The 20,804-nt window shown below is 64.9% G+C and carries 23 protein-coding genes and 1 tRNA gene; 17 read left to right on the forward strand and 7 right to left on the reverse strand.

Going from position 1 to position 20,804, the window contains the following annotated elements; genetic code table 11:
- Window positions 1–3 precede the first annotated feature (3 nt).
- From ftsB to truD, 4 genes are read left to right on the forward strand one after another with little or no spacing between them, the layout of a single operon-like run.
- On the forward strand, window positions 4–282 hold the full coding sequence (ftsB, locus tag V6X30_RS03710; RefSeq protein ID WP_367983303.1) for a cell division protein FtsB: 279 nt from the start codon (window positions 4–6) through the stop codon (window positions 280–282).
- The gene (ispD, locus tag V6X30_RS03715; RefSeq protein WP_367983304.1) at window positions 275–991 is read left to right on the forward strand and encodes a 2-C-methyl-D-erythritol 4-phosphate cytidylyltransferase; all 717 of its coding nucleotides are present in this window, start codon (window positions 275–277) and stop codon (window positions 989–991) included. Before ftsB ends, ispD begins: the two co-directional genes overlap by 8 nt.
- Window positions 991–1,464, forward strand: a complete 474-nt coding sequence (gene ispF / locus V6X30_RS03720; protein WP_367984530.1) for a 2-C-methyl-D-erythritol 2,4-cyclodiphosphate synthase — start codon at window positions 991–993, stop codon at window positions 1,462–1,464. The genes ispD and ispF overlap by 1 nt, the downstream gene beginning before the upstream one ends.
- A complete protein-coding gene (gene truD, locus V6X30_RS03725; protein ID WP_367983305.1) occupies window positions 1,461–2,519 on the forward strand; it encodes a tRNA pseudouridine(13) synthase TruD in 1,059 nt (352 codons plus the stop codon). Before ispF ends, truD begins: the two co-directional genes overlap by 4 nt.
- Here truD and V6X30_RS03730 read toward each other — a convergent pair whose 3' ends face one another.
- The gene (locus V6X30_RS03730; protein WP_367977863.1) at window positions 2,520–3,056 is read right to left on the reverse strand and encodes a Smr/MutS family protein; all 537 of its coding nucleotides are present in this window, start codon (window positions 3,054–3,056) and stop codon (window positions 2,520–2,522) included.
- 70 nt (window positions 3,057–3,126) lie between these two features.
- On the opposite strand from V6X30_RS03730, the gene surE reads away from it, so the two are divergent.
- From surE to V6X30_RS03750, 4 genes are read left to right on the forward strand one after another with little or no spacing between them, the layout of a single operon-like run.
- Window positions 3,127–3,876, forward strand: a complete 750-nt coding sequence (gene surE / locus V6X30_RS03735; protein WP_367983306.1) for a 5'/3'-nucleotidase SurE — start codon at window positions 3,127–3,129, stop codon at window positions 3,874–3,876.
- Window positions 3,876–4,538, forward strand: a complete 663-nt coding sequence (locus V6X30_RS03740; protein ID WP_367983307.1) for a protein-L-isoaspartate(D-aspartate) O-methyltransferase — start codon at window positions 3,876–3,878, stop codon at window positions 4,536–4,538. The genes surE and V6X30_RS03740 overlap by 1 nt, the downstream gene beginning before the upstream one ends.
- Window positions 4,538–5,116, forward strand: a complete 579-nt coding sequence (locus V6X30_RS03745; protein ID WP_367983308.1) for a YqaA family protein — start codon at window positions 4,538–4,540, stop codon at window positions 5,114–5,116. Before V6X30_RS03740 ends, V6X30_RS03745 begins: the two co-directional genes overlap by 1 nt.
- Complete coding sequence (locus V6X30_RS03750) at window positions 5,065–5,859, forward strand: peptidoglycan DD-metalloendopeptidase family protein (protein WP_367983309.1); 795 nt, start codon at window positions 5,065–5,067, stop codon at window positions 5,857–5,859. Before V6X30_RS03745 ends, V6X30_RS03750 begins: the two co-directional genes overlap by 52 nt.
- Before the next feature lie 9 nt (window positions 5,860–5,868).
- On the opposite strand, the gene V6X30_RS03755 is transcribed toward V6X30_RS03750, so the two are convergent.
- A complete protein-coding gene (locus tag V6X30_RS03755; protein WP_367983310.1) occupies window positions 5,869–6,243 on the reverse strand; it encodes an Mth938-like domain-containing protein in 375 nt (124 codons plus the stop codon).
- A 158-nt stretch (window positions 6,244–6,401) separates the two neighbouring features.
- On the opposite strand from V6X30_RS03755, the gene alaC reads away from it, so the two are divergent.
- The 5 genes from alaC to recJ are packed head-to-tail and all read left to right on the forward strand — an operon-like array spanning window position 6,402 to window position 12,821.
- Complete coding sequence (gene alaC / locus V6X30_RS03760; protein WP_367983311.1) at window positions 6,402–7,592, forward strand: alanine transaminase; 1,191 nt, start codon at window positions 6,402–6,404, stop codon at window positions 7,590–7,592.
- A gap of 19 nt (window positions 7,593–7,611) precedes the next feature.
- Window positions 7,612–8,922: a homoserine dehydrogenase gene (locus V6X30_RS03765; RefSeq protein WP_367983312.1), complete on the forward strand. Its 1,311-nt coding sequence runs from the start codon at window positions 7,612–7,614 to the stop codon at window positions 8,920–8,922.
- Entirely contained in the window at window positions 8,919–10,058 is a 1,140-nt protein-coding gene (gene thrC / locus V6X30_RS03770) for a threonine synthase (RefSeq protein ID WP_367983313.1), read from the forward strand. Before V6X30_RS03765 ends, thrC begins: the two co-directional genes overlap by 4 nt.
- Before the next feature lie 4 nt (window positions 10,059–10,062).
- On the forward strand, window positions 10,063–11,079 hold the full coding sequence (locus V6X30_RS03775) for a hypothetical protein (protein WP_367983314.1): 1,017 nt from the start codon (window positions 10,063–10,065) through the stop codon (window positions 11,077–11,079).
- The gene (recJ, locus tag V6X30_RS03780; RefSeq protein ID WP_367983315.1) at window positions 11,076–12,821 is read left to right on the forward strand and encodes a single-stranded-DNA-specific exonuclease RecJ; all 1,746 of its coding nucleotides are present in this window, start codon (window positions 11,076–11,078) and stop codon (window positions 12,819–12,821) included. The genes V6X30_RS03775 and recJ overlap by 4 nt, the downstream gene beginning before the upstream one ends.
- Here the strand turns inward: recJ and V6X30_RS03785 are convergent.
- A complete protein-coding gene (locus V6X30_RS03785) occupies window positions 12,803–14,899 on the reverse strand; it encodes a carboxy terminal-processing peptidase (protein ID WP_367983316.1) in 2,097 nt (698 codons plus the stop codon). The genes recJ and V6X30_RS03785 overlap by 19 nt on opposite strands.
- A 109-nt stretch (window positions 14,900–15,008) precedes the next feature.
- Between V6X30_RS03785 and V6X30_RS03790 the strand changes: the two genes are divergently transcribed.
- The gene (locus tag V6X30_RS03790) at window positions 15,009–15,860 is read left to right on the forward strand and encodes an alpha/beta hydrolase (RefSeq protein WP_367983317.1); all 852 of its coding nucleotides are present in this window, start codon (window positions 15,009–15,011) and stop codon (window positions 15,858–15,860) included.
- 6 nt (window positions 15,861–15,866) lie between these two features.
- Here the strand turns inward: V6X30_RS03790 and V6X30_RS03795 are convergent, their stop codons facing one another.
- Window positions 15,867–16,349 (reverse strand): DUF6231 family protein, encoded by a 483-nt coding sequence (locus V6X30_RS03795; protein ID WP_367983318.1) that lies wholly within the window; start codon window positions 16,347–16,349, stop codon window positions 15,867–15,869.
- Window positions 16,346–17,113 carry a ParA family protein gene (locus V6X30_RS03800; RefSeq protein WP_367983319.1) on the reverse strand — a complete coding sequence of 256 codons (768 nt, stop codon included), beginning with the start codon at window positions 17,111–17,113 and terminating at the stop codon, window positions 16,346–16,348. Before V6X30_RS03800 ends, V6X30_RS03795 begins: the two co-directional genes overlap by 4 nt.
- 74 nt (window positions 17,114–17,187) lie before the next feature.
- On the opposite strand from V6X30_RS03800, the gene V6X30_RS03805 reads away from it, so the two are divergent.
- Window positions 17,188–18,231, forward strand: coding sequence for a quinone-dependent dihydroorotate dehydrogenase (locus V6X30_RS03805; protein WP_367983320.1), 1,044 nt, complete (start codon window positions 17,188–17,190; stop codon window positions 18,229–18,231).
- Between the two features lie 30 nt (window positions 18,232–18,261).
- A tRNA-Ser gene (locus V6X30_RS03810) sits at window positions 18,262–18,351 on the forward strand.
- 460 nt (window positions 18,352–18,811) lie between these two features.
- Here V6X30_RS03810 and V6X30_RS03815 read toward each other — a convergent pair.
- Window positions 18,812–19,360, reverse strand: coding sequence for a hypothetical protein (locus V6X30_RS03815; protein WP_367983321.1), 549 nt, complete (start codon window positions 19,358–19,360; stop codon window positions 18,812–18,814).
- A gap of 81 nt (window positions 19,361–19,441) precedes the next feature.
- Window positions 19,442–19,687, reverse strand: a complete 246-nt coding sequence (locus V6X30_RS03820; RefSeq protein WP_367983322.1) for a DUF1244 domain-containing protein — start codon at window positions 19,685–19,687, stop codon at window positions 19,442–19,444.
- A gap of 162 nt (window positions 19,688–19,849) precedes the next feature.
- Between V6X30_RS03820 and V6X30_RS03825 the strand changes: the two genes are divergently transcribed.
- Window positions 19,850–20,803, forward strand: a complete 954-nt coding sequence (locus V6X30_RS03825) for a L,D-transpeptidase family protein (RefSeq protein ID WP_367983323.1) — start codon at window positions 19,850–19,852, stop codon at window positions 20,801–20,803.
- Window position 20,804: the final 1 nt, after the last annotated feature.

Raw genomic sequence — 20,804 nt, forward strand, 5'->3', positions numbered from 1 at the left:
TCCATGCGCTGGCTGGCCGCGGGGCTGCTTCTGATCCTGATCCTGCTACAGTCACGGCTGTGGCTGGGCGAGGGGAGCATCCCCGAGGTCATGCGTCTTCGCGAGGCCGTGGAGGCGCAACGCACCGAGAATGAACGACTGGATGAACGTAATCGCGCATTGGCGGCCGACGTGGCGGACTTACGTCAAGGACTGGATGGTGTCGAGGAGCGGGCCCGGCGGGATCTCGGCATGATCGGCGAGGACGAGCATTTCTACCGGGTCATCGAAGCCGATGAGTGAGCCACGTTACTGGGGCCTGGTCGCGGCGGCTGGACGCGGTCGGCGGATGGGTGACGACACGCGTCCCAAGCAATACCACAGGCTGGCGGGCCGCGAGGTCCTTGTCTGGTCCGTCGAGGCGCTGCGTCAGGTATCGGGGCTGGCCGGCATCATGGTGGTCCGGGCCGAGGATGATGATAACGACTGGGCGCGTCTGGACTTGTTGAGCGCCACGGACGTACGCAGCTGCCGGGGCGGCAGGACTCGCCAGATATCGGTGCTCGCGGGGCTTGAGGCCCTGCGTGGCTGGGGTGCCGAGGATACGGATCGCATCCTGATTCACGATGCCGCGAGACCGGCCGTGACACCAGCCGCCATTCGGCGCCTGATCGAGACCGTCGGCGATGACCCGGATGGCGGCCTGCTTGCCGTCCCGGCACGCGATACGCTCAAGCGCGCCGGCGAGGACGGGCGCGTCAGTGAAACACCGGATCGAACGGGGCTGTGGCAGGCCATGACCCCGCAGCTCTTTCCGCTTGGACGGCTTCGTGACGCACTCAAGGCTTGTGCGGATTCGGCGGTCACCGATGAGGCCCAGGCGATGGAGAGACAGGGTGCCCGGCCACTACTGGTGGTCGGTGATCCGGGCAATGTTAAATATACCTACCCCGAGGATGCGCGCTGGCTGGCGCATGCACTGCACCATCAACGAGAGGGGGCTGGCGGATGATGCGGATTGGCCAGGGGGTGGACGCCCATCGACTGGTGCCGGATCGCGACTTGATTCTGGGCGGCGTTCATATCGATTTCACCGAGGGGCTTGCCGCGCACTCCGATGGGGACGTCCTGCTGCATGCCATCAGTGATGCACTGCTCGGAGCCGCCGGCGCCGGTGATATCGGCCAGCACTTCCCGGATACGGATGACGCCTACGCCGGGATCGACAGTCGCATCCTGCTGCGGCAGGTGGCGTCTCACCTGCGTGAGGGCGGCTGGCGGGTGGTCAACGTCGACGCAACGGTGATCGCCCAACGGCCGAAGCTCCAGCCCTACCTCGAGTTGATGACGGCGAATATCGCCGGCGACCTTGGGGTCGGCATCGGGCAGGTGAACCTCAAGGCGACCACCATGGAGTGGATGGGCTTCACCGGGCGTGGCGAGGGTATTGCCGCCACCGCCGTGGCAATGATCGGGGACGCATGACCGCCCTGCCGGCATGGACGCGGGCCTGGGGCGATCCGATCGGGCATGCCCGGGTTGCGATGTGGCCCGAAGACTTTCAGGTCGACGAACGCCTCGGCTTCCTGCCCGAGGGAGACGGACCGCATCTGCTGGTGCGTATTCGTAAGTCCTGTCTGTCCACGGCCCGCGCGATGCAAGCGCTGGCGGGCTACTGGCAGGTGGAACGTCGCCAGATGGGCTATGCCGGGCGCAAGGATCGATATGCGCTCACCACCCAGTGGTTATCCGTACCCTGGCCACCCGGCGAGCCGCTCCCCTCCACCGGACCGATTCCTCTGGAGCACGAGCCGGACGCGAGCCTTGAGGTCATGAGCATTGCCCGCCATCGGCGGAAACTGCCGATTGGCGCGCTGGCCGGCAATGACTTCCGGCTGACGCTGCGCGATCTCGAGGTGTCCGCCGACGCGTTGCAGGCGCGTGTGGTGAGGATTGCGCGTCATGGCGTTCCCAACTACTTTGGGCCGCAGCGCTTCGGGCGCGATGGCGACAACCTGCTCCGAGCCCGTCAATGGTTCGCCGGCGAGCACCGGCCGCGCTCGCGGAATGACCGCAGCATGCTGCTCTCGGCGGCTCGCGCGGCGGTTTTTAACGCGGTCCTGGATACCCGGGTGCAAGCCGGTGACTGGCGTCGTGCCGAGCCTGGGGAGATCCTGATGCTCGATGGAAGGGGCAGCGTCTTCCTGGCCGATGCGGCTGACGCACCCCATAACGTTCGGCGGGCCGCGGGTCTGCGCGTGCACCCAACAGGACCACTGCCCGGAAGGCCGGGGCGGGGCCTCGGACTACCGGCACCCCTTGCGGCGCGGGAGAATCGAGTGATGCAGGATTGGGCCGACCTGGTTGAGGGCCTTTCTGACCAAGGTCTCGAGGCGGGGCGGCGGGCTCTGCGCCTGAGTGTGGGTGCGCTTGCGGTCAGACGTCTGGATGGGCGGACCTGGCAATTGGCCTTTCGGTTGATGCGGGGTGCCTACGCCACCACCGTACTGCGCGAGCTCATCGACTGGGACAACGCCTGATCAGCGTCGCAGGAGGACGTAGAGCGCCCCGGTGCCACCGTCCACCGGACGGGCGGAGCAGAAGGCAAGGACGTCATCGCGCTGGCGAAGCCAGCGGTCAACCTGTCCCTTCAGCACCGGGCCGGCATTGGATGAACGACGGCCCTTGCCATGGATCACGCGAATGCAGCCGAGATGCCGGCGATGACATTCATTGAGGAAATCCGTCAGCAGGCGCCGTGCCGAATCCACGGTCTGACCATGCAGGTCGAGTTCGGCCATGACACTGAATTCACCGCGACGGAGCCGCCGCAGTGTCCGGCGCTGCAGGCCGGGCCGTGCATAGGCCAGCGCCTCGCCAAGCTCCGCGCCGAGCTCGCTGCCATCGCGCTCGCCATGGGCAAGCTCCCTTAGTACGGCGCGGTCATCGGCATGGCGCTGGCCCGGCACGGGTGGCGGCCGTCTCCGGCGCAGTTCGGCGTTCTGGCGGGTACGAATCGGGCGCACGTCGGCCATCGCAGCGCGAAAAAGCGCGGTATCCGGGTCCTCGTCATGCATTGCTGGCTCCCGTGGCGCTTTGGGATCGGTATAGTACACGGGCGGTAGCGCTAGGAGAAAAGAGCAGCACATGAGAATTCTCGTCAGCAACGACGACGGTTATCGTTCCACGGGGATCGGCACACTCGCCGCGGCCTTGGCCGAGCGGGCCGAGGTGACCGTGGTGGCCCCCGAGCGGGATCGGAGCGGAGCCAGCAACTCTCTGACCCTCGACTGGCCGGTCCGTGTCCAGGAGGCCTCGCCCGGCGTCTACGGCGTGGAGGGTACGCCCACCGACTGTGTGCATCTGGCCATCACCGGCCTGCTCAAGGCGTTGCCCGATATGGTGGTCTCCGGCATCAATGCCGGCGGTAACCTCGGCGACGATGTGCTCTATAGCGGGACAGTGGCGGCAGCGATGGAAGGCCGGACACTCGGGCTGCCCGCCATCGCGATTTCGCTGGTCGGCAGTAACCCCCGGCACTATGATACCGCGGCCGAGGTGGCCCGCCGGCTGATGGACCGACTGCATAACGAGCCGCTTCCGGCCGATACCATCCTCAACGTCAATGTCCCCGACCGGCCCTGGGATGAGATCGGTGGCATCGAGGCGACCCGACTCGGGCAGCGGCATCGCGCCGAAGCGGCGATCCATGACCTGGATCCGAAGGGCCGTAGCATCTACTGGATCGGCCCGCCGGGCGCGGAGCAGGATGCCGGCCCGGGGACGGATTTCGATGCCATCAACCGGGGATATGTCTCGGTGACGCCCATTGAAGTTGATCTGACCCGTTATCCGGCCCTGGATCAGGTTGCCGGCTGGATCCAGGGACTGCGCTAATGGATGGACACCGGCTGCAGGGTATCGGGATGACCTCGCGCCGGACCCGCGAGCGCCTTGCGGCCCGCCTCGGTGATGCCGGTATCCGCGATGTGCATGTGCTCAACATCATCCGCCAGATCCCGCGACATCTGTTCGTCGACGAGGCGCTTGCCTCCCGGGCTTACGAGGACACGGCGCTGCCCATCGGGCACGGCCAGACCATCTCGCAGCCCTTTGTCGTCGCGCGTATGACGGAAATCCTCATCCGCAACGGCATGCCGGGGCGCGTGCTCGAGGTCGGCACCGGATCGGGATACCAGGCGGCGGTGCTCTCGGCGCTTGTCGAGCATGTGCACACCATCGAACGGATCAGGGCGCTGCACGAGCGAAGCCGGCGGTTGTTCCGTCAACTTGGCATCAGCAACATCCGCCAGCGACTCGGTGACGGGCATGCCGGCTGGCCCGCGGCGGCGCCGTTCGACGCCATTGTTCTCACCGCAGCGCCACCGGCGATCCCGCAGGTGCTCTTCGAGCAGCTCGGCGAGGGCGGCAAGTTGCTGGCACCGGTCGGGAATGGCGAGGCCCAGGAGCTGCGGGTCTACCACCGCGATGGTGACGCGCTTGTGGAAGAGGCGGTGGAGCCGGTGAGCTTCGTCCCCATGTTGGGTGGAACCGAGTAATGGCGGTTTTTACGCCGCTGTATGACCGGGTGCTGCGCTGGTCGGCGCATCGTCGTGCGCCCTGGCTGCTTGGTGCGCTCAGCTTTGCCGAGTCCTCGTTCTTTCCCATTCCGCCGGACGTCATGCTGGCTCCGATGAGCATTGCGCGCCCGAAGCGCGCGGTCCGTCTGGCCACGATTACGACGCTGACCTCGGTGGCCGGCGGGATCCTCGGTTATTTAATCGGCCTGCTGGGTCTGGAGCTGGTCCTCCCCCTGATCATCGATGCCGGGTATGAACCCGCCTATGAGCAGGCCCGGTCCTGGTTTACGCAGTGGGGCTTCTGGGTGGTCCTGGTGGCGGGCTTCTCGCCGATCCCGTACAAGGTCTTCACCATCGCCGCGGGCGCTATGGCGGTCGCCTGGCTGCCGTTCGTGATCGCCTCACTATTGGGGCGCGGCGCGCGGTTCTACCTGGTGGCCACGCTGCTGGCCTGGGGTGGTCCACGCGCCGAGCCATGGCTGCGTCGTTACATGGAGCGAATCGGGTGGTTGAGCGTCATCCTCCTGCTGGTGATCGTGCTCGCGCTGTCACTCTGAGGCTGCGGCTGGCACTGGTATCGCTGCTTATCGCCGTTGCCGGTTGCAGCGAATTCGACTACGCATCCGATCGCCATTTGCGTGAGGCCGGTATCAGCGCGGGCACGCCGGCGGCACACACCGTTCGTGAGGGCGACACGCTCTATCAGATCGCCTGGGCCTACGGCCTCGACTTCCGCGATGTCGCGCGCTGGAACGCGATCAATGATCCCTATGTCATCTATCCCAGTCAGCGTTTGCGTCTGCGCCCACCCCAGGGCACCACGGCGCGGAATACTGTCGCCAGGGCGCCGGAGGCAGCCAGCGGTTCGGATGATCCGGTCCGCCGGGACTCGGAGGAGCCGCGTGCGGTCACCCCGCGCGAACCCCTGAGCGGGCCGGTGGCATGGCAATGGCCGTCCGAGGGCCGGCTGGTCCGTCAGTATGATCCAGGGGCGCTCGGCAAACGGGGGATCGGTATCGCAGCGCCACCCGGCAGTCCCGTGAAGGCAGCCGGTGCGGGCGATGTCGTCTACAGCGGAGACGGTCTACCCGGTTATGGCAACCTCGTCATCATCAAGCACAACGAGCGGTTCCTGACCGCCTACGGCTACAATCGCGAGCTGCTGGTAGGAGAGGGTGATCGGGTTCGCGCCGGACAGACCATTGCGCGGATGGGTGCGAGCGGCCAGCGCGCGGGCGAGTTGCATTTCGAGGTGAGGGAACGCGGCGAGCCGGTCAATCCGGTCAGCTATCTGCCTTAGCGCCGGGTTTCATCGATCGATGATCAGCGCAGCGACGACGCGCCGACCCTCCGACATCAGCACGTTGTAGGTGCGGCAGGCCGAGGCGGTATCCATGATCTCCAGCCCGATGCCGGCCTGCAGCAGGCCGAGTATCAACTCGCGATCCGGAAACGTCTGCTGGGCGCCGGTCCCCAGCAGAACGACCTCGGGCTCCAGCTCGTGGACTGAGGTCAGATGCGCTTCATTGAGCGCCTGCAGCGAATCAGGTCCCCACTCGGTGACGAGCGTGTCGAGTGTCACCAACAGGCTCTCCGTGTGGCGGACGTCATTGATGCGGATCTCACCGTCCGCATAGCCCTGGATGTGATAGGCGCCCTCGGCGCCGTCTAGGCTCATCTTCATGCGCGCACGATAGCGAGCCGCAAGGGTCTCGGGCAAGTCAGGCCAGAACGCGTCGTTATTTGACACTGGCAGGGGGCAATTTTAGCGTTCACCGTTTATCATGATGGGGAGCGGAGGTGTTCCGCATGCACACTCAACCATTGGCCCGGGGTACTGCCTTGAACGAGGAATTCCAGCGCATCAAGCGCCTCCCGCCCTACGTGTTCAATATCGTCAATGAACTCAAGGCCCAGGCCCGCGCCCGCGGCGAGGATATCGTCGACTTTGGCATGGGTAATCCGGACCTCCCGACCCCGCGGCATATTGTCGACAAGCTGACGGAGGCCGCCCAGCGGCCGGATACCCACCGCTATTCGATGTCCCGCGGCATACCGCGTCTGCGCCGAGCCATCACGCGCTGGTATCACAGCCGCTATAACGTGGCGCTCGACCCCGAAACCGAGGCGATTGTGACCATCGGTTCAAAGGAGGGGCTCGCCCATCTGGCCCTCGCCACGCTGGGCCCCGGTGATGCAGTCCTCGTCCCCAATCCGGCCTATCCGATCCACCCCTATGGTGTGGTCATTGCCGGTGCGGATATCCGCCATGTGCCACTGGTCGAGGGCGGCGACTTCTTCACCGAGCTGGAGAAGGCCATCAAGGACACCTGGCCGAAGCCGAAGATGCTGATCATCAACTTCCCGGCGAACCCGACCGCGCAATGTGTCGATCTGGGCTTTTTCGAGCGTGTGGTCGAGATCTGCCGCGAGCATGGTATCTGGGTGGTCCACGATCTGGCTTACGCGGATCTGGTCTACGATGGCTATGAGGCGCCCTCGATCCTTCAGGTGCCGGGGGCCCGTGAGGTGGCGGTGGAGTCCTTCTCGCTGTCCAAGAGCTACAACATGCCGGGTTGGCGCGTGGGTTTTCTCTGCGGCAACGACAAACTGATCGCTGCGCTGGCGCGGATGAAGTCATACCTCGACTACGGCATGTTCACACCGATTCAGGTGGCGGCGATTCATGCGCTGGAAGGGCCGCAGGAGTGCGTGAGCGAAATTCGGGATACCTACCAGGGCCGGCGCGATGTGCTCTGTGACGGTCTCGAGGCGGCGGGTTGGCCGGTATCTCGGCCGAAGGCAACGATGTTCGTCTGGGCGCGTATCCCGGAACCCTACCGCGACATGGGCTCACTGGAGTTTTCCAAGAAGCTCCTGCGTGATGCCGGCGTGGCGGTATCGCCCGGTATCGGCTTTGGCGAATACGGTGACGAATACGTCCGGTTCGGTCTCATCGAGAACCAGCATCGGACACGGCAGGCCGTGCGTGGCATCAAGCAGATGCTGCGGCGGGATGGTCATGGGCAGTAACGAAAAGGGAGACAACCTCTTGGATCCGGTAAAGGTCGGGGTGCTTGGACTGGGGACGGTTGGCGGTGGCACCGTCAATCTGCTGGAACGCAATCGCGACGAGATCACCCGTCGCGCGGGCCGGCCCATCGACGTGGTGCGGGCGGCGGCCCGTCATCCCGATCGTCCGCGGACCTGCAGCACCGAGAATATCCATCTCGACTACGATGCCTATGCGGTGGTGGATGACCCCTCCATCGAGATCGTGGTGGAGCTCATCGGTGGCGAGACCCTGGCCAAGGAACTCATCCTGCGGGCCATCGACAATGGCAAGCATGTGGTCACCGCCAACAAGGCGCTGATCGCCCTGCATGGCAACGAGATCTTCGCCCGGGCGCGGGAGAAGGGCGTGACCATCGGTTTCGAGGCGGCTGTCGCCGGCGGCATCCCGATCATCAAGGCAGTGAGAGAGGGCCTGGTCGGTAACCGGATCGAGTGGCTCGCCGGCATCATCAACGGCACCAGCAATTTCATCCTCACCGAAATGCTCTACGCCGGCCGCGCCTTCGGCGACGTCCTGGCCGAAGCGCAGCGGCTTGGGTACGCGGAAGCTGACCCCACGTTTGACGTCGAGGGAGTCGACGCAGCGCACAAGCTCACGATCCTGGCCTCCATCGCCTTCGGCATCCCGCTGCAGTTCGATAAGGTTTTCATGGAGGGCATCGGTCAGATCAGCACCGATGACGTGGCCTATGCCTCGGAGCTGGGTTTCCGTATCAAGCATCTGGGTATCTGCCGGCGGGAGGGCGACGGCATCGGCCTGCGGGTCCACCCGACGCTGCTGCCGGAACGCCAGCTGCTGGCCAACGTCGATGGCGTGATGAACGCGGTCATGGTCAACGCCGATCCGCTCGGGCCCACCCTCTATTATGGGGCCGGTGCCGGTGCCGAGCCGACGGCCTCGGCGGTCGTGGCCGATCTGGTGGACGTCGTTCGGGAATTCACGCTCGAGCCGGAGAACCGGGTTCCCTACCTTGCGTTCCAGTCGCATTCGCTCTCGGACGAGCCGGTGGTGGGAATGGAAGCGGTGGAGACGGCCTATTATCTGCGTGTGGAAGCGCAGGACGAGCCGGGTGTCCTGGCCGACATCACCGGAATTCTCAGCAACGCCGGCATCAGTATCGAGGCGGTGATCCAGAAACAGCCGGCCCCGGGTGCCGAGACAGTCCCGGTCATTCTTCTCACCCATCGGGTTCGGGAGGCACGCATGAACGAGGCCTGCGAGCGCATCGAAGCGCTGGAGGCGATCCATGGCAATATCACGCGGATCCGTGTGGAGACACTGCTGTGAGCGGCGAGACTCGCTATACCGGCCTGATCGGCGCCTACGGCGACCGCCTGCCGCTGGCTGACAGCGCACGTCCCATCAGCCTGGGGGAGGGTAATACGCCGTTGATCCGGCTCGAGAACCTGCCGACCGCGCTGAGCCACGATGTCGAACTCTATGTGAAGTACGAGGGGCTCAATCCCACCGGTTCGTTCAAGGACCGCGGCATGACCGTGGCGGTGACCCAGGCGGTGGCCGAGGGCAGCGAGGCCATCATCTGTGCCTCCACCGGCAACACCTCGGCGTCAGCCGCGGCCTATGCCGCGCGTGCGGGGATCAAGGCCTTCGTGCTCATCCCGGATGGCAAGATCGCCATGGGCAAGCTCGCCCAGGCCATCATGCACGGGGCCGAAGTGCTGCAGATCCGCGGCAACTTCGATGACGGCATGCGCATCGTCAAGGAAATGGCGGAGCAGGCGCCAGTCAGCCTCGTCAACTCGGTCAATCCCTATCGCCTGCAGGGCCAGAAAACCGCTGCATTCGAGATCTGCGAAGCGCTCGACGGCGCTCCGGACTATCACTGTCTGCCGGTGGGCAACGCCGGAAACATCACCGCCTACTGGATGGGCTACAGCGAAATGGCGCTCACCCCCGGCCAGCAGGGAACAACGGCCTGCGGTTTCTGTGGCGGCGACTGCGCCTACCACCAGGGGCGGGTGGACAGCCGCCCGGTCATGGTCGGCTACCAGGCAAGCGGTTCGGCACCCTTCCTGCGTGGTGGGCCGGTGGCTCATCCCGAAACGGTGGCCACCGCCATCCGCATCGGTGCACCGCAGAGCTGGGACTATGCGCTCACGGCATCGCGCGAGTCCGGCGGCTGGTTCGATGAATTCACCGACGAGGCCATTCTCGAGGCCCAGTGGTTGCTGGCGAGCCGCGAGGGCATCTTCTGCGAGCCCGCCTCGGCGGTCTCGGTCGCCGGCGCCCTGCGGGATATCGAAAACGGCCGCATTCCGGCAGGAAGCCGCGTCGTCTGCACGCTGACCGGTCATGGGCTCAAGGATCCGGATGTCGCCCAGCGCCATGCCGAAGCGGCAGTGACCACGGTGGACGCGGACTCCTCGGCGGTTCGGCAGGCGATCCTCGGCAAGATGGCCTGAGGCCATGGCGAGGCGTGGTGAGCTGATCTGCCTGGCCCCGGGACTGCTCGGTCCCGTGCCGGCCACGTTGGCGGATGCCCTGCCGTCGGCCGGTCCGTTTCCGGTGCTGGAGGCACTGCTCGGCCGGGCTGGGCGGCGTCCAGCGGCTCGGGCGGATGGCGAGGGACTGCTCTGCGCGCTGGCGGAGCCTCCGCCCTCCGTGGGCGCGCTGCTGGCGCTTGGATTCGGCGTCGAAGGAGAGCGCGTCTGCTACCGGGCAGCCCCGACACATCTACGGCCGGATCGGGATCGGCTGCTCCTGTTCGCCGGTGACGCACTCAACCCGTCTGCCGACGAGGCCGCGCAGATTGCTCGCGATTTCAATCGCCTCTTCTCGGAAGATGGCCTGGAACTTCAAGCCGAAGACGGGAAATGGCTGCTTATTGCCGATGCAGCGCCTGGCCCGGATCTGCCGCCACTCTCGGCGGTTGCCGGGCGCTATCTCGATACCGTTATCCCGAACGAGGCCGCGGCGAGGCCCTGGCGCAAGCTGCTCAATGAAGTGCAGATGTTTCTGCACGACCATCCCGTCAATGCGGCCCGACAGGCGAGCGGGGAGTTGCCGGTGAACGGGCTCTGGTTCTGGGGCGGTGGGCGGCGTAATGATCTCGGCGTGGATCTGTCCATCCGTCGCATCCATGGCCACGATCCCCTAGTGCGCGGGTTGACCCGTGGCAGCAGCGGCGTGGAGCACGCGCCAAGCCTGCCGGCCCCCCGCTCACTGGCGGAAAGCGGGGCGGCGGTTTTCGTCTGGCCTGATGCGGAACGCGCCCTTCTGGGCGGAGACGCCGAGGCCTGGCTGGGTGCCCTGCAGCGGTTTGAGCATGAATACGCGGGAATCCTTCGTGATGTCGTCTTCCAGTATGGGGGGCGCGTGGAGTTGCGCACGGGGAATGGTTGGACCCACCTCATCGGCCCCGGCGACCGCTGGCGATTCTGGCGCCGCCCGCGCTCGCTGCGGGACTGGCTGGTGGTGGAATGAGCCAGACCCATGCGGTGGAAATCCGCGAGCGCGCCATCCCGACCGGTGGCGATGCGCTGCCGGCCACGCTCTCGCCGCTTCTGCGACGAATCTACCTTGGCCGGGGCGTAACAAGAGCCGATGAGCTCGACTATCGGCTGAATCAGCTTCCTCGCCCCGATTCGCTGAAAGATGTCGGGGCTGCGGGGTCGGTCCTCGCCGATGCCATCACCGGCGGTCAGCGGATCCTGGTGGTCGGCGACTTCGATGCTGACGGGGCGACCAGCACGGCACTTGCGGTTCGGGCCCTGCGTGCGATGGGCGCGGTCCATGTCGACTATCTGGTGCCCAATCGTTTTCGGTTTGGTTATGGCCTGACGCCGGAACTGGTGGAAGTCGCCCGGGATCACGCCCCGGATCTGATATTGACCGTGGATAATGGGGTCAGTGCACACGCCGGAGTCGCGGCCGCGCGGGCATTGGGTATCGATGTGGTGATCACGGATCATCACCTGCCGGGTGAGTCGGTTCCCGAGGCGCTCGCCATCGTCAATCCACATATCGGTTCCGCGGATTTCGACGGTCGTCACCTGGCGGGCGTGGGGGTGTGTTTCTATACCATGCTCGCCCTGCGTGCGGCCCTACGCGAGCGTGGCTGGTTCGGAGCGGAGCGTCCGGAGCCCGGACTGGTGGATAACCTCGATCTGGTCGCGCTGGGAACGGTCGCCGACGTCGTGCCGCTGGATCGTGTCAACCGCCTCCTCGTTGAACAGGGCCTGCGTCGGATCCGGGCTGGTCAGGCAACGCCGGGGGTGCTGGCGCTGCTCAATGCCGCCGACCGCGATCCGGAACGGATCAGCGCCATAGACCTAGGCTTTGGCGCCGCTCCCCGGCTCAATGCCGCCGGTCGCCTGGATGACATGAGTCGCGGCATCGAAACATTGCTGGCCCGCGGGCAGGATGAGGCCAACGCGCACGCCACGAGCCTGGAGGCGCTCAATCGGGAGCGTCGCATGCTGGAGCGCGAGATGCGGGAGACCGCCCTTGCCGATATCGAGGCCCATGTCAACGCGGCGGCCGGGGAGATGGCACCGATCCTCTGTCTGGTGGCAGACGATTGGCATCAGGGCGTGGTCGGTATTGTCGCGTCACGGCTCAAGGAGCGTTTCAGGCGGCCGGTGGTGGCCTTTGCACCCGCCGACAATGGCGAGTTGAAAGGCTCGGCCCGTTCCGTGCCGGGGTTGCATATGCGCGATCTTTTCGAGGCCCTGGATACGCGCAGCCGGGGCGAGCTGATCCTGCGTTTTGGAGGTCATGCAATGGCCGCCGGCCTGACGCTGCGGTCAGAGGATTTCGCCGCTTTCAAGGCAGGCCTGACCGAGCTCGCGCGGGAATGGCTGGGAGATGAGCCAGTGGGGGAAGCCCTCTGGACCGACGGCATCCCGGCACCGCAGGACTATTGCCTGGAGACGGCCTCGATGCTGCGCTATGCGGGTCCCTGGGGGGCAGGGTTTCCCGAGCCCGTCTTCCACGACCGTTTTCTGGTGCGCGGGCAGCGTATCGTCGGCGCGGATCACCTGAAGCTGCGTCTGAGCCCTCTCGGCGCAGCGGAGCGCGAGGTTGAGGCGATCGCATTCAACGCCGTAGACAATGGCTTTTCACAAGTACCCGGTGAGATCGAGGCGGTTTTCCGCCTCGACGTGAATCGCTACCGCGGGGTCGATCGGCTTCAGCTGGTCATCGACTACCTGGCCGCTGCCTGAACCGGCGACAGTCGGCCTGCCATCCGCGGACTGCCTCCGGCCTGAAGCTCGGCCAGGTCGGCAACCACTTCCACCGCTTCGTCCAGCAGAACATCCGGCAGCGCGTCCGGCTCCAGCGCGTCCAGACTCTCCAGCGGTTCGCGCCCATACGCCGTCAGCTGAGCGTTGACGGCATCGAGGCGAGCCGCCTCCGCCGCGTCGATTTCCGCACGGCGCTCGGCTTCATTGAGGGATACTGTCGTCCTTTCACGCTCCGACTCGAGCCGGGAGGCTTCCTTGGCCACCGCCTGGAGTGCAGGATCGAGCCGTAGCCGCCGCTGATGGTGGCGACGAAGGGTACTGACCATTCCATCCAGTTCGCTGAGCCGGTCATAGTCGGCGGAGCGGATCGTGTCCCAGGGCAGGGCGTTGTCCGCGGCGCGCTCACCCATTCCATCGCTGGCATGGGGGAATGGCATCTCCAGATCGGGTGTTACGCCCTCCAGCTGAGTGCTCTCGCCATTGATGCGGTAGAACTTTGCGATCGTCAGCTTGAGCCGGCCGCTCGGTGTCTGATCGTCACCCACGCCGAACCGCTCAAGCCCGACCAGGGTCTGTACCGTGCCCTTGCCAAAGGTCTGGTCGCCCATGACCACCCCGCGCCCGTAATCCTGCATGGCCGCTGCGAATATCTCCGAGGCGGAGGCGCTGCGACCGTCAACCATGACGCCGAGGGGGCCATCATAGACGGCGGGCTCGCCGGCCGGATCGGTCAGGACTTCGCGCCGGCCGTTACTGCGGTTAACCTGAACCACCGGGCCCTGGTTGATGAAGAGCCCGGTCATGCGTACCGCTTCTTCCAGCGAGCCGCCCGCATTACCGCGTAGATCGATGACGAGGCCGTCGATATCCGCCAGCGTTTCGCTCGCGAGTAGCTCACGGACATCGCGCGTCGTGCTGCGATAATCCTCGTCGCCGGCGTTCGCCGCACCAAAATCCGCATAGAAGGCGGGGACCTCGATGACGCCGATGCGCTGAAGGCCATTGTCCCGCTCCACTTCGCGGACTTCCGCCCGGGCCGCCTGCTCCTCAAGCTCAATCGTATTCCGGGTAAGCGTGATGACTCGCTCGCGGGAGTCACTGCCGCGCGTGCCGGGGAGTATGCGCAGATAGACCTCCGAACCCTTGGGGCCTCGGATCAGGTCCACGACATCGGCGAGCCGCCAGCCGACAACGTCCTGGATATCATCCGAGGCCTGGCCAACGCCGACGATGCGATCACCGGCCTTGAGCTGACCACTGGTCTCCGCCGGGCCGCCGGCGATGAGCTCGACGATCTCGACGAATTCGCCCTCGCTACTGAGCAGCGCGCCGATTCCCTCCAGGGAGAGCCGCATGTTGATATCGAAGTTCTCGGAGGTACGCGGTGACATGTAGCTGCTATGCGGATCGAACTCTCCGGCCCAGGCCGTCATGAAGACTTGGAAGACATCTTCCGCGGTGTACTGCGAGAGCGTTCTCGACAGACGCTTGTAGCGACCCTCCAGGGATTCCTGCACCTCGCTGAGGGGGCGGCCATTGAGCTTCTGCGTGAGGGCGTCGTTAACCACCCGCTTGCGCCAGAGTTCGTCCAGCGCTTTGGGTGAGTCCGCCCATTCGGCATTAGAGCGGTCGAGCTCGAGCGCTTCTGAGCCGTCGAAATCGAGACCGGAGCCGAGCACTTCGAGCGCGTAGTCGCTGCGCTCGTTCACGCGCTGCCGGTAACGCTCGAATATCGCGTAGGCGGTATCCAGGCGTCCGCTGTTGATTTCATCGTCAAGTTGATCGCTGCGCTCGGCGAAGGCCTCCAGATCGGCCTGGGTGAAGTAAAAGCGTTGCGGGTCGAGGGCATCGAAATAGGCCCGATACACCTTTCCCGAGAGCTGATCGTTGGTTTGCAGGTCGTTGTAGTGATACCGCGACAGCAGTTCGCCAACCACCTGCCCCGCGCGCTCCTGCAGGGGCGTCGGTTCAATCGCATCGGCGGCGAGTGAAAGGGCGGGCTGCGTCAACAGCAGCGTCGTCGCCAGCAGGGCGGATGTGAGTATGGCTCGGATCAATGGTGTTCCTCGTGCCTTCAGCAACTGTTACCAGTCTGACATCGTGCCGTGCAGGAAAATCCCCCGACAGATCTGCTAGCGTAGCCGCATCGCAACACTAGGGGAACCAATGTTCGTTGATTTTCGTTGGCCGAACTGGCAACGCGAAGCCACACCGGAGCTCGAAATCCTCAGCGCCGCCCCCGCGGATGAGGGCGTTGCCCGCGCGACACCGATCGTGTTCGTGCATGGCGCGTTCGTGGGCGGCTGGTGCTGGCAGGCGCATTTTCTGGATTACTTCGCCTCCTGCGGGTTCCATGCAATCGCCCCAAGCCTGCGTGGGCATGGGGAGAGCGGTGGGCACGAAAGGCTGGATACCTACGGGATTCGGGAGTACGTCGGCGATCTCGAGCGAGTCGTCGCCGATCTCGAAGGCCCGCCGCCCATCCTCGTCGGCCACTCCATGGGGGCGCTGGTCGTCCAGCGCTATCTGGAGCAGCACCCGGCATCCGCCGCGGTGCTGATGGCGCCGGTCCCACCACAGGGGCTATGGCCATCGACGCTGCGTATGGCCGTCGGCGATCCGTTGCTCTACGCGCAGTACGGGCTCATGCAGGCGTTTGGCTCGGGGGTGATCGACACCGATGTGGCACAGCGGGCCATTTTCTCGGAGCAGATGCCGGATGAAGCGCTCACGAATTATGCCCGGCGGGTTCAGCGCGAGTCCCAGCGGGCGCTTTGGGACATGAACGTGAATGCCGCGGGCCGTCCATGGCTGGCCTCAAAATCCGTCCCTATGCGGGTCCTCGCCGCGGGGGATGATGCCCTGTTCAACCTCGAGGAGACGCGCGCGGTGGCCAGCCTGTGGGGCTGCGAGTGGCGATCGCTACCGGGCATGGGCCATGCCATGATGCTCGAGTCGGGCTGGCAGCAGGCGGCCGACACCATCATCCGCTGGATCTGGGAGGCGGGTCTGCGCTAGCCGGGGCTACCAGCGGTATTTGTCCCAGAGCTCCGGATTGGCCCAATGGCGAGCGTTGAGCCAGTCCGGGGTGACCTTATAGTGGGCGATATCGAACTCATACCAGCGTCGACGGCCATCCCGATCCTGGCTGCTGGCCCATCGCTGGAAGCCCAGACCAATCAGTTCCTGCCGCCCAAGCTGCCCGTCAGCCTCCGCGCTGGCGATGACAAGGACACGGTCGGCATGCAGGTCACGCAGCCGACCCACCAGCTGGACCGCCGCTGTCGCCGATGGAAAAGCGGCAGCGCCGTCGATCACGGCCAGCGCGGCGCGAGGCAGCTTGTCGAATGACGCCTCCGCCACATCGGGATCGAGGAACATGACTCCCTGCCCGCCGAGCGCCGATCGAACGGCCGCGGCATCCGTAACGACCAGTGATGTGCCTTCACCGGCGGAGTCGATTGCGGTCTCCAGCAGCTCGAGCGTTTTCGGTATCTCTTTACTCACGCCGATTCCAGCGCATCGTGCAGGGCAACGAATGCCTCGGTGAGCTTGTGCCGCGGGGCCAGATCGATCAGTGGGCGAGCCGCCTGATGGGATTCGCGGACCTTGACCGATGCCGGCAGGAAGGGCTCGGCGACCGGGTTGCCGCGCTCGCGCAGCTCGTCGGTGAGTTCACGAGGAAGGCGGGCACGTGACTGGAACTGATTGACCACAATGGCCTCGATGTCGAGATCCGGATTGTGGTCGAGCCGTAATTCCTCGACGGCCGCGATGAGCTCGTCGAGCGCCTGCCGGGCGAAGGCATCGCAGTCGAAGGGCACGAGGCATCGATCCGCGGCGATCAGCGCCGAGCGGGTGTAGAAATTCAGCGCGGGCGGCGTATCGATATAGACCCGATCGAAATCTTCCAGCGCCGCGAGGGATTCGCGGAGTTTGTAGATCTTGTATCGGGACTCCAGCCGGCCCTGAAGGGTCTCGAGTTCGGGATGGGCGGCAACCACGGCCAGATTCGCGTACTGGCTTGGACGTGAAATATCCGCCAAATCGCGGGGATAGATACGAAAGCTCAGTGTATCTTCGAAGTAACCGGCAACTGTCTCCGCGGGGTCTTCCACGGGTTCGCCGAGCAGATAGTGCGTCGCGTTGGCCTGCGCATCGAGATCGATCACCAGGGTACGCAGGCCACGGTGGGCGGCGATCGCTGCCAGATTGCAGGTTATGGTCGATTTGCCGACGCCGCCCTTCTGATTGAATATTACCCGGCGCATATCGTCACTCCTGATAGACTGCCCCCGCCTGACCGTCAGTCTAGGCACGTCGTGTATCTGGGTCGAGAGTTCCTATGTTCAGCGTACTAAGACGCCTGCTCTTCATGATGCCACCTGAGCGCGCCCATGATCTGGCGCTGGGGTCGATGGATGGCCTCGCGCGGATTGGTGCGAAGGGGGTCATGCCGCCGCGCGTGGAGGACGAGAGGCGCGTGATGGGGCTGCCTTTCCGCAATGCCGTTGGCCTCTCGGCGGGGCTCGACAAGGATGGCGATCATATCCGCGGACTCGCGGCCATGGGGTTCGGTTTTGTCGAGTTGGGTACCGTGACGCCCCGTGGGCAGCCGGGAAACCCGACACCGCGTCTCTTCCGCCTGCCGGAGCGCGAGGCCCTCATCAATCGTCTGGGATTCAATAATCAGGGCGTCGATCACCTGTGTCAGGCGGTGAGGGCCGTCCGGGACCACGTCGACATCCCGATTGGGATCAATATCGGCAAGAACCGCGACACGCCGCTGGAGCGGGCATCAGAGGATTACTGTCACTGTCTACGGGCCGTACACGGCATCGCCGATTATGTGGTCGTAAACCTGTCCTCGCCGAACACCCCGGGACTGCGCTCGCTGCAGGCGGGGAATGAGCTGATCGGGCTCGTCCAGCGCCTGCAGGATGAACAGCGCGCTCTGCAAGCGGACGGCGCGCGTCACGTCCCGCTCGTGGTCAAGATCGCGCCGGACCTGACCGATGATGAACTGCGAGCGCTTGTCGACGCGTTGCTGGACTGTGGCATCGACGGCATTACCGCAACGAATACCACCATCGACCACAGTGCAGTCTCCGGCAGCCGCCATGCTGAAGAGACCGGCGGCCTGAGCGGTGCACCGCTTCGGGCTCGAGCCACGGAAGTCGTTCGACAGGTCCGCCGGCAGGCCGGCCCGGATCTACCGATCATCGCCGTCGGTGGGATCATGACGGCGGCGGATGCGGTGGAGAAAATGGAGGCCGGTGCCGATCTCGTCCAAATCTACACGGGTCTCATCTACAAGGGCCCGAGCCTGGTCCGCGAGGCTGCCGCCAACATCCGCGACCACTGCCCGGCGTCCCGGGACTTGTCCTGACGCCTCGCCCAATGGACAATCACCCCCGCTGGAGAGGTGGCAGAGTGGTCGAATGCGGCGGACTTGAAATCCGTTGAGTCCTCACGGGCTCCGGGGGTTCGAATCCCTCCCTCTCCGCCAGGCAAAGAAAGAGGGGCCTTGCGCCCCTTTTTCTTTGCCTGATGAAAGCCGGGGTTCGAACCCCCGGAGCAGGCAAAGGATGGTTCGACCAACTGCCGACAGGCAGTTGGGACGCCGAGCGTGGCGAGGCGCCCGAAGGGTGAGGCTCGAAGGGCCGAATCAATCCCTCCCTCTCCGCCAGGCAAAGAAAGAGGGGCCGTGCGCCCCTTTTTCTTTGCCTGATGAAAGCCGGGGTTCGAACCCCCGGAGCAGGCAAAGGATGGTTCGACCAACTGCCGACAGGCAGTTGGGACGCCGAGCGTGGCGAGGCGCCCGAAGGGTGAGGCCCGAAGGGCCGAATCAATCCCTCCCTCTCCGCCAGGCAAAGAAAGAGGGGCCGTGCGCCCCTTTTTCTTTGCCTGATGAAAGCCGGGGTTCGAACCCCCGGAGCATGCAAAGGATGGGTTCGACCAATCCCGGTCTAGAAGCGGTACTCGACACCGGCAGAGAAGCTGGGCGTATAGCGGAAACTCTCGAAGGTATCGCCGAGCATGCTGCTGCTGGCCGCCGTGCCCGACGTGGAGCGATCGGAATCGAGGGTGTCGGCAACCCCTTCAAAGGTGAGTCCCATGTCCAGTGACAGGCCGAGACGCCCCTGTGTGCCGAGGTCATTGTCCCAACCGACGCCAAGGTAGGTCCGCATATCCTCGGTGTCGAAGCCGGGCATGCTGAACGAGTTGGTCTCCAGGGGCTCTTCACCGTATAGCGCGCCACCCGTCATTCGCAGCCCGCTGTCGTGTATCGACCAGTCCACCAGCGCGGAAAACTGCATGGACTCATCCACCAAGGAAAACGCCGGGCGCCGAGTCTGACCGATATCCGACGAGTCGCGATTGACTCCGAAGCGGATGTCGAGGCGATCGCTCAGGTGAGAGGTGAGCTCGAGCTCAGGCTGAACCCCCAGTCGCCAGTCGGGCGACTGACCGTACACCACAGGAGCACTCGCCAGCGTTATGGCGACTGCCGTCAAAACCTTTCCTGTCATGCACTTAACGATCATGCCTCTATTATTGCGCAAACCGTTGGGAAAACGAACCCCTTTCAGCCCGATTTATGCCTGATACCGTGCTTTCCACTCAGCGTAGGGCATGCCGTGGATGAGTGCGCGCGCGGTTTCTTTGTCCAGCTCGATGCCGCGCTCGGCCGCGGCCTCCCCGTACCAACGCGCCAGGCAGTTGCGGCAGAACCCGGCGAGGTTCATGAGGTCGATATTCTGTACATCCGTGCGCTCTTGCAGGTGCGCGACAAGCGCGCGGAAAGCGGCGGCCTCGATCTCGGTGCGCTGCAGGTCATCCATCGCTTATATCCTCGGCAGACTGGTCCAATGCTTTTCGCGTTACATTATGGCAGGACACGAAGCAGTGTTTGGCGGAATCGGCTTCCTAAACATGAAAAGGGCAGGGTGATGCGAACGGCGGGAATAATCGGTGTGGCGCGAGTCTGCGCGCTGGCATGCTGTATGGCGATCCCTTCGCTCGTCATGGGTCTGAGCTACCCGCTGCCTCCGCCCAACGTGGATGTGGTCGGGCATGTGCAGAGGATCACGGCTGACCGTGAGGACACGCTGCTCGCGCTGGGGCGCGAATACGGTATCGGTTACGAAGAGATGCGTCGGGCCAATCCGGATGTGGATGTCTGGTTACCGGGGGAGGGGACGGAAGTCCTCATTCCGAGCCGGTTCATTCTGCCGGCGGCGCGGCGGGATGGCGTGGTCATCAATCTCGCCGAGATGCGGCTCTATTATTATCCGCCGGCCGATGCAGGGGAGACTCGCCGCGTCGAGACCTACCCTATCAGCGTCGGGCGCATGGACTGGGGAACACCGCTGGGCGAGACCCGAATCACCCAGAAGACCGAGGATCCGTATTGGTTCCCGCCAGAGTCCATCCTGACCGAGCGTGCCGCTCAGGGCCGGCCGCTACCAAGCGCCGTGCCACCAGGGCCGGATAATCCGCTTGGACGGCATAAATTGCGGCTCGATATTCCCGGCGGGGCTTACCTGATCCACGGCACCAACGAGCCGCGTGGTATCGGCATGCGCGTCACCCACGGCTGCATCCGGATGTTCCCGGAAGACGTGGAGTCACTGTTCGAGCGCCTCCCGGTCGGGGCGAACATTCAGATCGTCAATCAGCCCGTCAAGGCCGGCTGGATGGCCGGCGAGCTACTGATCGAGGCGCATCCCGTGCTGCCGGCAGACGCGGAGAATGCCTATGATCCGCTCAAACCACCGCCTATCCGGGATGCCGTACGCGCGGTCGCCGGCGTAATGGATGAGGGGCCGGCGCGCGTGGATCATGACCAGCTCGCCCGCACGGTCAACGCGGCGAGTGGCATTCCCGGCGTCATCTCGAGGCGGCCCGATGTCAGCCCGGAGGATACCGGTCACTGGTCGTCGGTGGTAAGGCAATAAA

Source organism: Spiribacter sp. 1M189 (genome assembly GCF_040838345.1).
Classification (GTDB): domain Bacteria; phylum Pseudomonadota; class Gammaproteobacteria; order Nitrococcales; family Nitrococcaceae; genus Spiribacter; species Spiribacter insolitus.

What these genes read in the sequence shown, in the direction of transcription:
- ftsB (WP_367983303.1), top strand. Translation starts at nt 4, where the DNA reads ATGCGCTGGCTGGCCGCGGGGCTGCTTCTGATCCTGATCCTGCTACAG.
- ispD (WP_367983304.1), top strand. Translation starts at nt 275, where the DNA reads ATGAGTGAGCCACGTTACTGGGGCCTGGTCGCGGCGGCTGGACGCGGT.
- ispF (WP_367984530.1), top strand. Translation starts at nt 991, where the DNA reads ATGCGGATTGGCCAGGGGGTGGACGCCCATCGACTGGTGCCGGATCGC.
- truD (WP_367983305.1), top strand. Translation starts at nt 1,461, where the DNA reads ATGACCGCCCTGCCGGCATGGACGCGGGCCTGGGGCGATCCGATCGGG.
- V6X30_RS03730 (WP_367977863.1), bottom strand. Translation starts at nt 3,056, where the DNA reads ATGCATGACGAGGACCCGGATACCGCGCTTTTTCGCGCTGCGATGGCC.
- surE (WP_367983306.1), top strand. Translation starts at nt 3,127, where the DNA reads ATGAGAATTCTCGTCAGCAACGACGACGGTTATCGTTCCACGGGGATC.
- V6X30_RS03740 (WP_367983307.1), top strand. Translation starts at nt 3,876, where the DNA reads ATGGATGGACACCGGCTGCAGGGTATCGGGATGACCTCGCGCCGGACC.
- V6X30_RS03745 (WP_367983308.1), top strand. Translation starts at nt 4,538, where the DNA reads ATGGCGGTTTTTACGCCGCTGTATGACCGGGTGCTGCGCTGGTCGGCG.
- V6X30_RS03755 (WP_367983310.1), bottom strand. Translation starts at nt 6,243, where the DNA reads ATGAAGATGAGCCTAGACGGCGCCGAGGGCGCCTATCACATCCAGGGC.
- V6X30_RS03775 (WP_367983314.1), top strand. Translation starts at nt 10,063, where the DNA reads ATGGCGAGGCGTGGTGAGCTGATCTGCCTGGCCCCGGGACTGCTCGGT.
- recJ (WP_367983315.1), top strand. Translation starts at nt 11,076, where the DNA reads ATGAGCCAGACCCATGCGGTGGAAATCCGCGAGCGCGCCATCCCGACC.
- V6X30_RS03790 (WP_367983317.1), top strand. Translation starts at nt 15,009, where the DNA reads ATGTTCGTTGATTTTCGTTGGCCGAACTGGCAACGCGAAGCCACACCG.
- V6X30_RS03800 (WP_367983319.1), bottom strand. Translation starts at nt 17,113, where the DNA reads ATGCGCCGGGTAATATTCAATCAGAAGGGCGGCGTCGGCAAATCGACC.
- V6X30_RS03805 (WP_367983320.1), top strand. Translation starts at nt 17,188, where the DNA reads ATGTTCAGCGTACTAAGACGCCTGCTCTTCATGATGCCACCTGAGCGC.
- V6X30_RS03820 (WP_367983322.1), bottom strand. Translation starts at nt 19,687, where the DNA reads ATGGATGACCTGCAGCGCACCGAGATCGAGGCCGCCGCTTTCCGCGCG.
- V6X30_RS03825 (WP_367983323.1), top strand. Translation starts at nt 19,850, where the DNA reads ATGGCGATCCCTTCGCTCGTCATGGGTCTGAGCTACCCGCTGCCTCCG.